This window comes from Mycolicibacterium austroafricanum (genome assembly GCF_902705885.1).
Lineage (GTDB): Bacteria > Actinomycetota > Actinomycetes > Mycobacteriales > Mycobacteriaceae > Mycobacterium > Mycobacterium vanbaalenii_A.
Genome location: NZ_CACSIP010000003.1, coordinates 90,083 through 102,614, shown reverse-complemented (window position 1 = coordinate 102,614; position 12,532 = coordinate 90,083). Strand labels below are relative to the sequence as shown.

Annotated in this window: 10 protein-coding genes; 4 read left to right on the top strand and 6 right to left on the bottom strand. The window is 68.2% G+C overall.

The genetic code is table 11. The features are described 5' to 3' along the window. Nucleotides 1–33 precede the first annotated feature (33 nt). The gene (locus tag BEMPMBAN_RS03945; protein WP_159229079.1) at nt 34–936 is read left to right on the top strand and encodes an asparaginase; all 903 of its coding nucleotides are present in this window, start codon (nt 34–36) and stop codon (nt 934–936) included. 15 nt (nt 937–951) lie between these two features. On the opposite strand, the gene BEMPMBAN_RS03940 is transcribed toward BEMPMBAN_RS03945, so the two are convergent. Beyond that, nucleotides 952–2,289: a DNA polymerase IV gene (locus tag BEMPMBAN_RS03940; RefSeq protein ID WP_425294926.1), complete on the bottom strand. Its 1,338-nt coding sequence runs from the start codon at nt 2,287–2,289 to the stop codon at nt 952–954. A 69-nt stretch (nt 2,290–2,358) separates the two neighbouring features. On the opposite strand from BEMPMBAN_RS03940, the gene BEMPMBAN_RS03935 reads away from it, so the two are divergent. Further along, on the top strand, nt 2,359–2,592 hold the full coding sequence (locus BEMPMBAN_RS03935; RefSeq protein ID WP_159229077.1) for an RNA-binding S4 domain-containing protein: 234 nt from the start codon (nt 2,359–2,361) through the stop codon (nt 2,590–2,592). Between the two features lie 82 nt (nt 2,593–2,674). Here BEMPMBAN_RS03935 and ileS read toward each other — a convergent pair whose 3' ends face one another. Both ileS and BEMPMBAN_RS03925 read right to left on the bottom strand, forming a co-directional pair. Further along, a complete protein-coding gene (gene ileS / locus BEMPMBAN_RS03930) occupies nt 2,675–5,836 on the bottom strand; it encodes an isoleucine--tRNA ligase (protein ID WP_159229076.1) in 3,162 nt (1,053 codons plus the stop codon). Between the two features lie 238 nt (nt 5,837–6,074). After that, on the bottom strand, nt 6,075–6,677 hold the full coding sequence (locus tag BEMPMBAN_RS03925) for a hypothetical protein (protein WP_159229075.1): 603 nt from the start codon (nt 6,675–6,677) through the stop codon (nt 6,075–6,077). Nucleotides 6,678–6,813: 136 nt separating this feature from the next. On the opposite strand from BEMPMBAN_RS03925, the gene BEMPMBAN_RS03920 reads away from it, so the two are divergent. Together BEMPMBAN_RS03920 and BEMPMBAN_RS03915 are read left to right on the top strand one after the other, a co-directional pair. Beyond that, nucleotides 6,814–7,188 (top strand): XRE family transcriptional regulator, encoded by a 375-nt coding sequence (locus BEMPMBAN_RS03920; RefSeq protein WP_159229074.1) that lies wholly within the window; start codon nt 6,814–6,816, stop codon nt 7,186–7,188. Between the two features lie 11 nt (nt 7,189–7,199). Beyond that, complete coding sequence (locus BEMPMBAN_RS03915) at nt 7,200–7,934, top strand: hypothetical protein (protein WP_159229073.1); 735 nt, start codon at nt 7,200–7,202, stop codon at nt 7,932–7,934. Nucleotide 7,935: 1 nt separating this feature from the next. Here the strand turns inward: BEMPMBAN_RS03915 and lipL are convergent, their stop codons facing one another. The 3 genes from lipL to scpA are packed head-to-tail and all read right to left on the bottom strand — an operon-like array spanning nt 7,936 to nt 12,532. Beyond that, a complete protein-coding gene (gene lipL / locus BEMPMBAN_RS03910) occupies nt 7,936–9,231 on the bottom strand; it encodes an esterase/beta-lactamase LipL (RefSeq protein ID WP_159229072.1) in 1,296 nt (431 codons plus the stop codon). Between the two features lie 52 nt (nt 9,232–9,283). Continuing rightward, on the bottom strand, nt 9,284–10,279 hold the full coding sequence (gene meaB, locus BEMPMBAN_RS03905; protein WP_159229071.1) for a methylmalonyl Co-A mutase-associated GTPase MeaB: 996 nt from the start codon (nt 10,277–10,279) through the stop codon (nt 9,284–9,286). Then, on the bottom strand, nt 10,280–12,532 hold the full coding sequence (gene scpA, locus BEMPMBAN_RS03900) for a methylmalonyl-CoA mutase (RefSeq protein WP_159229070.1): 2,253 nt from the start codon (nt 12,530–12,532) through the stop codon (nt 10,280–10,282). It abuts the gene before it with no gap.

Below are 12,532 nucleotides of genomic sequence, written 5' to 3'. Positions count from 1 at the left end.
ATCGCAAAGAGCCGGTGGGTAACAATTCCACCCATGCCTCGCCTCGTCGTCATAGCCACCGGTGGGACGATCTCGACCAGTGCGGACGCCGACGCCGTACTCCGCCCCACCCTCACCGGAGCCGACCTCACCGAAGGACTCGACGTCGAGGTCGTCGACGCCATGTCGCTGGACAGCTCACAGCTGACCCCGGCGGACTGGGACCGGATCGCCGCGGCGATCCGGTCTGCTGCGGTCACCGACGGTGCCGACGGGATCGTGGTGACACACGGCACCGACACGATGGAGGAGACCGCGCTGTGGCTGGACCTCACCTACCGCGGTGAGGCGCCGGTGGTGCTGACGGGCGCCCAGCGCAGCGCCGACGCGGTCGACGCCGACGGCCCGGCCAACCTGCGCGACGCGCTCGCGGTCGCCGCCGGTCCGCAGGCCCGCGGCCGGGGTGTCGTGGTGAGTTTCGCGGGCACCGTGTTCGAGCCGCTGGGCCTGCGCAAGGTCGCCACCGGCGAGCTGCAGGCGTTCGCCGGCCGGGCGCTCGGACCGGTCAAGAACCGCCCGTTCCTCGGTGACCTGGCGGCCGCGGACGCACCGCGGGTGGACATCGTCGTGGCCTACCCCGGTGCTGACACCGCCGCCCTCGACGCGTGCGTCGCGGCCGGCGCCCGCGGCATCGTGCTGCAGGCTCTCGGTTCCGGTAATGCCGGCGCGGCGCTGATCGACGGGGTGCGGCGACACTGCCGCAACGGCGTGGCGGTCGCGGTGTCGACCCGCGTTCCCGGTGGCCGCGTCAGCCCCGGTTACGGCCCGGGACGGGCGCTGGCCGACGCCGGAGCGTTCCCGGCGCCGCGGCTCGGTCCCCCGCAGGCACGGGTGCTGCTGATGGCCGCGCTCGCCGCCGGCTCGCCGGTGCCTGCGACGTTCGAGCGTTGGGGCTGACCGGCCCCGCTCAGGTCAACCCGCGTGCTGGGAGCGATTGAGCTCGGCGACGAAGTCCGGCCAGTCCAGGCTGTCCACCGGATTGGCCCGGGCCAGGGCGGGATCGTCGCCGGCGAAGGTCCGCGCCTGCCCGGGGCCGGAGCTGCGCGTCTCGAAGCGCACGGTCACGACGCCGTGGCCGGCGCCCTGGACCCAGCCGTGCCCGAACTCGGTGTGCGCCACATCGTCGCCGACCCGCCACGCCGGCGCGGTGGGTCCGGCCTCGACTAGCGGCTCCGGCAGACCGATGCGCGCCACCGCCTCGGTCGCCATCAACTCCAGATCGGGGAACAGCGACTCCTGTTGAACCTCGGACAGACCGGAAAAGCCGACTCCGACAAGGCGGATCGGGCCGATCTCGACCGGATCGAGGAGCAGTCTGCGCGCGGTGGCGTTCAGCGTCGCGGCGTCGGTGGTCGCGTAGGGCAGGGTCGCCGACCTGGTCAGCGTGCTCATGTCGGACTTCTTCAGCTTGACGGTCACGGTGCGGGCGCCCCGGCCGTCCTTCAGCAGGCGGCGGTGGGCGTGCTCGCCGATCGGTGCGGCCGCGTCGCGGAGCTGATCAAGAGTGGTCAGATCTTCGGGAAACGTCGACTCGGCGCTGATCTGTTTCGCCGGTGCGTTCTCGGCCACCGGCCGATCGTCGATGCCGCGCGCCAGCCGGTGCAGCGCCGGGCCCACCGTCGGGCCGAGAATATTGGCGACCTCGGCGTCCGACAGCGCCGAGAAACCGCCGATCGTCTCGATGCCGAGCCGGTGCAGCTTCTCCTCGGCCACCGGCCCGATGCCCCAGAGCTTGCGCACGGGCAGCCCGTCGAGCAGCGCGTGTTCCTCGTCGCGGGCCACCACCGTGATGCCGTCGGGTTTTGCCAGACCCGAGGCGATCTTGGCGATCTGCTTACCCGAGCCCGCACCGACCGAGGCGACCAGACCGGTCACGGCGGTCACCTCCGCCCGTAGCGCCTCGCAGAACGACGCCACCTCGGCGCTCGGAGCACCGGCCAGCTCGGTGGGCTCGCCGAACGCCTCGTCGTACGACAGCTGCTCGAGCACCGGCACCATCGTGCGCACCGTCTCGAAGACGCGGCGGCTGGCGAGGCCGTACACCACACCGCGCGGCGGCAACACCACTGCCCCGGCGCCGACGAGCCTGCGCGCCTGATGCATCGGCATCGCCGACCGGGCACCGTAGACCCTCGATTCGTAGCTGGCGCCGGCCACCACACCGCGACCGCCGAGACCGCCCACCAGGACCGGACGACCCCGAAGAGTGGGCCGGGTCAGCTGTTCCACCGACGCGAAAAACGCATCCATGTCCAGGTGCAGCACCCATCGCGCGCCCACACCTGTCGATGCTATGCGGTGCGGGATAGCCTTACCTGCATGGCACACCCGGACGGTGCGGCTTCCGACGTCCCGATCCGGGATGCCTCGATCCGCCTCGGCCAGTTCCTCAAGCTGGCCGGCCTCATCGACTCCGGAGCCGATGCCAAGTCGGTGATCTCCGACGGTCTGGTCAGGGTCAACGGCGACGTCGAAACCCGCCGCGGCAGGCAACTGCGGGGCGGTGACGTCGTCGTCTTCGACGGCCGTGGTGCCCGGGTCACGGCAGGCTGAGGCCCAGGGTTGCCCGCGAGCGTGCACTCACGGTCGCGATCGAGGCGTAATCACGACCGTGGCTGCACGTTGGGCGTTCAGGTCACGCCTTGGCGATCGCCACCCGGACACCATCGCCGATCTCCTCGAAACCGTCGGGCTCACCGAACTCGAAGCTGGTCGCCAGGATCTCGCGCGCGATCAGGTCGCGGTGTGCGCGCGCCCAATCCTCTTGCTCACCAGGCACCGACAGCACCACCGAGATCCGGTCGGACACGTCGAGGCCGCTGGACTTGCGCAACTCCTGCAGCTCGCGGATGCGGTCCTTGGCCCAGCCCTCGGCCTCCAACTCCGGGGTGACGGTCCCGTCCAGCACCACCAGACCGGCTCCGTCGGGCAGGGCCGCCGTCCAATCGGGGTCGGCGGCCACCAACTTGGAGCTGAATTCCTCGGGGAGAAGGACCGCGGGCCCGGCCTCCAGGGTGCCGTCGCTTCTGAGCACACCCTCCCCCGCCTTGACCGCCTTGATCGCCGCCTGCACGTCCTTGCCGATGCGCGGACCGGCGACGCGGGCGTTCACCGCGAGCTCGAACCGGCCGTGGGCGGCGATGTCGTCGGTGAGCTCGACGGCTTTGACGTTGAGTTCGTCGGCGATGAGGTCCCGGTAGGGGGCAAGCGCGGACGGGTCAACCGCTTTGTCCAGTGCCACAGTCAGTTTCGGCAGCGGCAGCCGGACCCGGAGCTTCTTGGCCTTGCGCAGCGAAGATCCCGTCGAGGCCACCTCACGGACCAGGTCCATATCGGCGACCAGTCGCGGATCGGCGGGCAGCACGCCGGCCTCGGGCCAGTCCGTCAGGTGCACCGAACGCTCACCGGTGAGCCCTCGCCAGATCACCTCGCAGATCAGCGGCAGTAGCGGAGCGGCCAGCCGGCTGGTCACCTCGAGCACGGTGTGCAACGTGTCGATCGCGTCGCGATCCTCCTCCCAGAACCGGGTACGCGAACGCCGGACGTACCAGTTGGTGAGGGCCTCGGTGAACTGCCGGAGCTGGTCGCACGCCACCGAGATGTCGCAGACGTCCAGCGACGCGGTCAGTTCGTCGCGCAGGGCGGCCAGCTTGGCCAGGATGTAGCGGTCCAGCACATGCGTGGAATCGGTGCGCCAGGTGCCCTTCTCGGGCGCATAGAGCGCCAGGAAGGTGTAGGCGTTCCACAGCGGCAGCAGCACTTGGCGCACACCTTCGCGGATGCCCTGCTCGGTCACGATGAGGTTGCCGCCCCGCAGGATCGGCGATGCCATCAGGAACCAGCGCATCGCGTCCGAGCCGTCGCGGTCGAACACCTCGGTCACGTCCGGGTAGTTGCGCAGTGACTTGCTCATCTTCTGCCCGTCATTGCCCAGCACGATCCCGTGCGAGACACAGGTCTTGAACGCCGGGCGGTCGAACAGCGCGGTGGCCAGGACGTGCAGCGTGTAGAACCAGCCACGGGTCTGGCCGATGTACTCGACGATGAAATCGCCGGGGAAGTGCCCGACGACCTGCTTGTCAGGGTCGGCGGAATCGATTCCGTCGAACCAGCTCCGGTTCTCGAACGGGTAGTGCACCTGGGCGTACGGCATCGACCCGGAGTCGAACCAGACGTCGAGGACGTCCTCGATTCGCCGCATCGTCGAACGCCCGGTCGGATCGTCGGGGTTGGGCCGGGTCAGTTCGTCGATGTAGGGCCGGTGCAGATTGGTCGGGCGCACCCCGAAATCACGTTCGAGTTCATCGAGGCTGCCGTAGACGTCGACCCTAGGGCAGGCCGGGTCGTCGGACATCCACACCGGGATCGGGGTGCCCCAGTAGCGGTTTCGCGAGATGGACCAGTCGCGTGCGCCCTGCAGCCACTTTCCGAACTGCCCCTCCTTGACGTGTTCGGGGTACCAGGTGATCTCTGCGTTGAGCTCGACCATCCGGTCCCGGATCTGGGAGACCTTGATGAACCATGACGAAACCGCCCGGTAGATCAGCGGGTTCCGGCATCGCCAGCAGTGTGGGTAGGAGTGCTCGTAGGTGTCGTGGCGCAGCAGCACGGAGCCGTTGTGCGCCGCTGCCCCGGACCCGTTCTTCAGATCCCGGATGATCTGCGGGTTCGCGTCGAACACGTGCTGACCCGCGTAGTCGGGCACAGTGCTGTCGAAACGTCCCTTGGCGTCGACGGGGGTGACCGCCTCGATGTCGGCCGTCAGCGCGGTGGCCATGTCGTCCTCGCCGTAGGCCGGCGCCATGTGGACCAGCCCGGTGCCGTCCTCGGTGCTGACGAAGTCGGCGGGCAGTACGCAAAACGCGTTGTCCGAGTCCATGAAATACGGAAACGGCGGGACGTAGCGCACGCCGAGCAGGTCCCGTCCCGAGTAGCCGGCCACGATCTGCGGCTCCTCGCCGAGTTCCCGGGCGTACGCTCCCAGGCGGGCGGCGGCCAGCACGTAGCGCCGACCGTCGGGCGCTTCGACGACGACGTAGTCGACGTCGGGGTTGACCGCGACGGCCTGGTTGGACGGCAGCGTCCACGGTGTCGTCGTCCAGATCAACAGGTGGGCGCCGATCAAGTCGGCCGGGCCCCCTGCGATGCGGAAACCCACCGTGAGCGCCGGATCCTGCCGGCTCTGATAGACGTCGTCGTCCATCCGCAGCTCGTGGCTCGACAGCGGCGTCTCGTCGTTCCAGCAGTAGGGCAGCACCCGGTTGCCCTGATAGGCAAGGCCCTTGTCCCACAGCTGTTTGAAGGCCCAGATCACCGACTCCATGAAGCCGAGATCCAGTGTCTTGTAGTCGTTGTCGAAGTCGACCCAGCGCGCCTGGCGGGTGACGTAGGACCGCCACTCACCGGTGTACTTGAGCACCGACGCCCGGCAGGCGTCGTTGAACTTCTCGATGCCCATCTGCTCGATCTGGGCCTTGTCGGTGATGCCGAGTTGGCGCTGCACCTCGAGCTCTGCGGGCAGACCGTGGGTGTCCCAGCCGAAGCGGCGTTCGACCTTGTAGCCGCGCATGGTGCGGTACCGCGGCACGATGTCCTTGACGTAGCCGGTGAGCAGGTGCCCGTAGTGCGGAAGTCCGTTGGCGAACGGCGGCCCGTCGTAGAACACGTACTCCGGTGCGTCGTCGCGGCGGTCGATGCTCGCGCGGAAGGTGTTGTCGCTCGCCCAGTACTCGAGCACCTCGGCTTCCAGCGCCGGGAATTTGGGCGCTCCGGCGCCCGGCTTCGGGTAGGCGGTCACGTGCGTACGTCTCCTGTGCCAAGTCGTTCAGGCACGGGGACGACGTCGCGCCGTTGCGCGAGCGCCGCGGTACCACCCCGCTTGCGCACCCAGGGTGCGCCGCTCAATGGAGGCGATGACGGGCCCACCCGTTCGGTTCTACTGAGCGCGGCACGCTGTTCTTCCGAAAGCTCCCCGGTGATGGCCGGATCGACGCTGCTGGCCCACAGTCTAGCGGGCCTGCGGAATCACCCGCGATTCACAGGGGCGTCGCGGCGTCCGAGGTGATCTCGATCAACGCGAGCGGGAACTGTTCGGCCATCTCTTCGACGCTGTAGGCGTCGAATCTCGTGGCGTCGTAATGCCAGTCGAGGTGCAGCGCTCCTGCGGCGCGGTATACGTGCAGTTCGAGGCCGTGGTCACCGCCGGAGCCGTGCTTACCGGAGGCGACATCGAGCAGGACCTCGCACGGGATGGCCGCCCTACCCGCTGCCGCAGCCAGTGCGGTGTGGGCACCCTGCAACATTTCCGTGGGACCCATCGGCAGGGCGTCCGAACAGATCAGCCATACCGCGCGGGGCGCCGGAAGCGAATCAGCGGCGACCTCGACGGCTACTTCACCTTCGCCGCGGGTTCGGCCCAGTGCCCGGGCCAGCGCGGCGAGCAGAATCTCCGCCACCGGTACGCCGAGCCATTCCGCGGCTCCATCGACCTCGTCGGCGAATTCGCTCGTCGGTGCGGTTTTCAGAATTTCGAATCGCGGGGCATTTCCCGCGACTTCTGGGCGATCGAACACCTCGAGAGGTGCCGCAACAGTGGTGACCAAGGGCCTGACCTCGTCGGCCATGTAGGGAGCGACCATGTGGCTCACCGTAGCGCGAATGTCCCAGAATTGGGAGACCACTCCCAAAATCGTGACGGCTGTGTCAATTAAGGCCCTGCCATCTGTTTGCCGGGAGGGGCTGCCCCTGCCCGGGAATTCGGTTTATTGTGTTCAGGTGCCACGCACCGACGAGAACGGCAGACAGCTCAAGGCCCTGCTCGATTACCTCCTCGACGGAGAGATCGACGCCAAGGACCTCTTCGACGCGCTCGGTGTCTCCAGCAGCACCTATTACCGGCGAATCAAGGAGAGCGACTACCCGAACGCGGAGGAGCTCCGGCGAGTGGCCGACCGGTTCGCCCTCAGCTATCCCGACCTGCAGATCCAGTTCGGCTTGATGAGTCGCCAGGAAGTCTGGAATTACGTCAGAGCCGCCGAGTCCGCCCACTCGGCGGCCGCGACCCTGCAGGACACCACGACAAAATCAGCCGTCAGGCAGCGGTCGAAGCTCTCCGAGCTGACGCCCCGCCTCGACGCGCCTCCCCTGTAAGCAGGTCCGAAATGGGTTTGGCGACACTCATCGCGATCACGCTCCTGTGCATTCTGTGGAGCCTGTGGATCCGTCGTGTCACCTGGTCCTGCCGCTGGGAGGTGGCCGCCACCCTCAACATCGCGCTGCAGGGTATCGCGGTGCTGCTGATGACACCGCTGGCCTCCGAAACCCTCGGGGTCTGGCTCCACTCGTTGACCGGGAAATGGAACCTCGAGGATTACCTCGGCCACGACGCCTACATCGTCGCGGCGTCGGCCGTGGTCTACAACGCGTTGGGCAGGCTCGAACAGGACCATGCCATGAACCGGCGGTTCAAGCAGTTCGTCGAACGGCCGGCGACGCTGTGCATACCGCTGCTGCTGGCGGCGTTCTGGCTGGGCAACGGTGCGGCGATCTACCGGCCCGACTTCTTCGACGTACCCACCGACATCTGGCTGAACGTCTACTGGCTGCTGCTCTGCGGCATGCTGATCTACCTGCTCTGTTACGGCTCGCGCGCGCTGTTGATCCTGCGTGTCGATCCGCGCTCGCGGCCGATCGCCAACGTCTACCTCTTCGCGTGCGGGATGGGCATCGCGGCCTGCGTGGTGCGCATCATCACCGCATTCGTCACGCCGCTGCAGACCGTCCAGGGCAGCACCCTGGTGTGGATTTTCGCCTGCGCGTGCGGCGCCGGCTTCGCGCTGACGTCGGCGTATTCGTGGCGGATCAAAACCAAGTGGTTCACCCGCGCCACCAGTTGAGTCAGACCGCGGTCCGGGTCAGGTCGGCGAACGGCGCCCCGAACTCGTGCACCGGCCGGTAGCCGTTCTTGCGGGCCTGCGCCGCGCCCCGGCGCAGCAGTGCCGCTGTCGCCACGAAACCGGCCTGATCCGCGACGACCAAAGGGGTGAGCAGTCGGTTGTGCACAAAACCGAACGCCAGTCCGGACTGCGGGTCGGCCCATCCCAGCGAGCCACCGAGGCCGACATGGCCGAAGCCGGGAAGCACACCCGGGAACGGCAGGCTGTGGTAGCCGAGGTGGAACGCCAACGGCAGCACCATGGTGTGGTCGGGCCGCAGGCTCGGCCGGCCGACGAGTGCGGCGGCGGTCTGACTGGACAGGAACTGCACTCCGTCGATGCGTCCGCCGTTGGCGATGGCCCCGTACATGCGGGCCAGCGCACGGGCGGTGGCCACCCCGTTCGCCGCGGGGATCTCGCTGTCGAGCATCGGGATGTCGCCCTGCACGAACGCCTTGACTCCCGGAAAGTACATCGCACCGAATCCACCGGAGAAGGGCAGCGCAGCCAACCGGGGGGCGACCAGGTTGAAGATCGGGTTCTGCAGCGCGCTCTGCGGACCGATGATCTGCGCGGCGTGCGTCGGCGCGTGCGCCGGTGGCCGACCGAGGTGCAGCCCGTCGGTGTTCAGAGGGGCGGCGACCTCGGTGCGCATCAGCTCGCGCATCCCCTTGCCGGTGATCGCACGCGCCAGCCCGGATAACAACCAGCCGAACGTCAGCGCGTGGTAGGCGGGCCTGCCGTGCAGCCAACTGACCGGAGCCGCGGCCAGCCGCTCCTCCATTCGCAGATGATCGACGAGATCACCCTTGACCGCTCCGTTGAGCTGCGACAGACCTGCCCGGTGCCGCAACGCGTCGCGGACCGTGATCGTCGATTTGCCGTTCGCGCCGAACTCGGGCCAGTATTCGGCGACGGGCGCGTCGTAGTCGATGAGGCCGCGGTCGGCCAGTCGGTGGATGACCGTGGCGGCCACCCCTTTGGTCGCCGAGAACACCATGGTCCCGGTGTCGGCATTCCAGTGCCGGGCACCCCGGCGGTCGGACCAGCCGGTCCACACGTCGACGACCGGCTCCCCGTCGAGGTAGACGGCCAACGCTCCGCCGCCGAAGCGCCGCCACGGGAACAACTGTGAGAACGCGCGCACCGCACAGCCGAAATTCGGGTCCGCCGCGCCCTGGACACCATGCGGCAGGGCAGCGCCGTCGGACCCTTCGGGGAACGCCGCGCTGCGCTCCCGGCTGTTGACGCCCGTCACAATATTGAATTTACTCCGCTGCGCGGCAAAGAACCCAGGAGTTATCGATTCGTTAAATCCGGGGGGCCGGTGGCTGCTCGGCAGCGTCGATGATCTGCTGCGCAGCAAGCGCTGGAGTCAGCTCGCCGTCGCGGACCTGGCGCTCCACATCGGCGCGGATCCGCCGCACCCCGGGGCTCGAGAGCACCCGGTCCAGCACCGAGTCGCGCACCATCGACCAGGTCCAATCCACCTGCTGTTGACGCCGCCGGGCGTCGAATTCCCCTGCCTCGGTGAGCACCTCGCGGTGCTTGAGCACGGTGTCCCAGAGCTCGGTCAGGCCGGTGCCGTGCAACGCGCTCAGTGTCAGAACCGGTGGGCGCCATAGGGTTTCCCGGGGATAGATCAGGCGAATGGCGCCGGCCAGTTCCCGGGCGGCGGCCTTGGCCTCCACCGCGTGTTCACCATCGGCCTTGTTGACCACCACGATGTCGGCGAGTTCGAGCACGCCTTTCTTGATCCCCTGCAGTTGGTCGCCCGTGCGGGCCAGCGTGAGGAACACGAAAGTGTCCACCATGTTGGCAACCGTCACCTCGGACTGGCCCACGCCGACCGTCTCGACCAGGATGACGTCGTAGCCCGCAGCCTCCAGCAACACGATCGTCTCGCGGGTCGCCTTGGCGACACCACCGAGTGTCCCCGATGTCGGCGAAGGCCGGATGTAGGCGTCGTCGTGTACCGCCAGGCGCGCCATCCGGGTCTTGTCCCCCAGGATCGAGCCGCCGGTGCGGGTGGACGACGGGTCCACGGCCAGGACCGCGACCCGGTGCCCCTGCTCGATCAGGTACATCCCGAGCGCCTCGATACAGGTCGACTTGCCGACCCCGGGGACCCCGGTGATGCCGACATGCACGGCGCTGCCCGCTTGCGGCATCAGCTCCAGCAGCAGCTCCTGAGCCTGCTGGCGGTGATCGGCGCGGGTGGACTCGACCAGGGTGATCGCCCGGGCCAACGCCGAGCGGTCACCGTCGCGGACCGCCGCGGCCAGCTCACCGGCAGATGGGCTCATCTAGTTCAGCGGGTAGCCGAGGCGTTCGGCCAACTTGCCCAGCAAGCCGATCGCCGCGTCGGCGATGACGGTGCCGGGGGGGAAGATGGCCGTCGCGCCCGCGGCGTAGAGCTCGTCGAAGTCACCCGGCGGGATCACCCCGCCGACCACGATCATGATGTCGGGTCTGCCGACCTCGGCCAGCGCGTCCCGCAGCGCGGGGACCAGAGTCAGGTGGCCCGCTGCGAGCGACGACACCCCGACCACGTGCACGTCGTTGTCGGCGGCCTGGCGCGCCACTTCCTCGGGAGTGGAGAACAACGAGCCGACGTCGACGTCGAACCCGATGTCGGCGAACGCCGTGGCGATCACCTTCTGCCCGCGGTCGTGACCATCCTGACCCATCTTGGCGACCAGGATCCGGGGTCTGCGGCCGTCGGCCTCGGCGAACTTCTCCACCAGCTCGGTGGCGCTACTGACATTGCTGGCCATGCCCACCTCGTCTCGATACACCCCGGCGATGGTCCGGATCTCGGCCTGGTGCCTGCCGTAGACCTTCTCCAGCGCGGCGGAGATCTCCCCGACCGTCGCCTTCGCCCGCGCCGCGTCGATCGCCAGCGCCAACAGGTTGTTGCCCAGCCCGTCTGCGCCGGACGTCCCGGAAGCCGCTGCCGCCCGGGTCAGTTCGGCCAGCGCGGCCTGTGTCGCGGTGTCGTCACGGTCAGCGCGCAGCCGCTCGAGTTTGGCGATCTGCTCGGCCCGGACCCGGCTGTTCTCGACCTTCAGGACCTCGATCTCGTGATCCTCGTCAACCTGGTAGCGGTTCACGCCGATCACGGTCTGCTGACCGGAGTCGATGCGCGCCTGAGTGCGCGCGGCAGCTTCCTCGATGCGCAGCTTGGGAATTCCGGCGTCGATGGCCTGGGCCATACCACCGTGCGCGGCGACCTCCTGGATGTGTGCGCGGGCCCGGGTCGCCAGCTGGTGGGTCAGCCACTCGACGTAGTAGGAACCACCCCACGGGTCGATGGGCCGGGTGGTTCCGGACTCCTGTTGCAGCAGCAACTGGGTGTTGCGCGCGATGCGGGCCGAGAAGTCGGTCGGCAACGCCAGTGCCTCGTCGAGCGCGTTGGTGTGCAGCGACTGGGTGTGGCCCTGGGTGGCGGCCATCGCTTCGACACAGGTGCGTGCGACGTTGTTGAACGCGTCCTGTGCGGTCAACGACCAGCCCGAGGTCTGCGAATGGGTGCGCAGCGACCGCGATTTCGGGTTCTTGGGGTCGAACTGCGCGACGAGCTCACTCCACAGCAGCCGGCCGGCACGCAGCTTGGCGACCTCCATGAAGAAGTTCATGCCGATCCCCCAGAAGAACGACAGCCGCGGTGCGAACTTGTCGATGTCCAGTCCGGCGTCCAGCCCGGCCTTGAGGTACTCGACACCGTCGGCCAGCGTGTACCCCAGCTCCAGGTCCGCAGTCGCACCGGCCTCCTGGATGTGGTAGCCGGAGATGGAGATCGAGTTGTACTTCGGCATCTTCACGCTGGTGTATCCGAAGATGTCGGAGATGATCCGCATCGACGGCTTCGGCGGATAGATGTAGGTGTTGCGGACCATGAACTCTTTGAGGATGTCGTTCTGGATGGTCCCGGCCAGCTTCTCCGGCGGCACTCCCTGCTCCTCGGCGGCTGCGACGTACAGCGCGAGAATCGGCAGCACCGCGCCGTTCATCGTCATCGACACACTCACCGCCGACAGATCGATCCCGTCGAACAACTGGCGCATGTCGAGGATCGAATCGATCGCCACGCCCGCCATCCCGACGTCCCCGGCCACCCGTGGGTGATCCGAGTCGTAGCCCCGGTGGGTGGCCAGGTCGAAGGCCACCGACAGGCCCTTCTGCCCCGCAGCCAGGTTGCGCCGGTAGAACGCGTTGGATTCCGCGGCGGTGGAGAACCCGGCGTACTGCCGGATCGTCCAAGGCTGGTTGACGTACATCGTCGGGTAGGGGCCGCGCACGAACGGCGGCTCCCCCGGCAGGCTGCCCAGCGGATAGCCCTGTCCGACGATCTCGTCGCGGTCGGCGGCGATGTACACCGGTTTGACGTCGATGCCCTCGGGGGTGGTCCAGTCGAGCTGTTCGGCGGTGTAACCGTGCGCCGCGGCGGCGGCCGAAACCTGTTCGGTGACATCGGCGGACGTCGGTGCGACCGGCGTGCGCTCCCCGCGCAGCGGGACGTCGGCGAAGCTGCCGATGCTTGGTTTGGTCGCGGTCAT

What these genes read in the sequence shown, in the direction of transcription:
- meaB (WP_159229071.1), bottom strand. Translation starts at nt 10,279, where the DNA reads ATGAGCCCATCTGCCGGTGAGCTGGCCGCGGCGGTCCGCGACGGTGAC.
- scpA (WP_159229070.1), bottom strand. Translation starts at nt 12,532, where the DNA reads ATGACCGCGACCAAACCAAGCATCGGCAGCTTCGCCGACGTCCCGCTG.
- BEMPMBAN_RS03935 (WP_159229077.1), top strand. Translation starts at nt 2,359, where the DNA reads ATGGCACACCCGGACGGTGCGGCTTCCGACGTCCCGATCCGGGATGCC.
- BEMPMBAN_RS03925 (WP_159229075.1), bottom strand. Translation starts at nt 6,677, where the DNA reads ATGGTCGCTCCCTACATGGCCGACGAGGTCAGGCCCTTGGTCACCACT.
- BEMPMBAN_RS03945 (WP_159229079.1), top strand. Translation starts at nt 34, where the DNA reads ATGCCTCGCCTCGTCGTCATAGCCACCGGTGGGACGATCTCGACCAGT.
- BEMPMBAN_RS03940 (WP_425294926.1), bottom strand. Translation starts at nt 2,289, where the DNA reads ATGGATGCGTTTTTCGCGTCGGTGGAACAGCTGACCCGGCCCACTCTT.
- BEMPMBAN_RS03915 (WP_159229073.1), top strand. Translation starts at nt 7,200, where the DNA reads ATGGGTTTGGCGACACTCATCGCGATCACGCTCCTGTGCATTCTGTGG.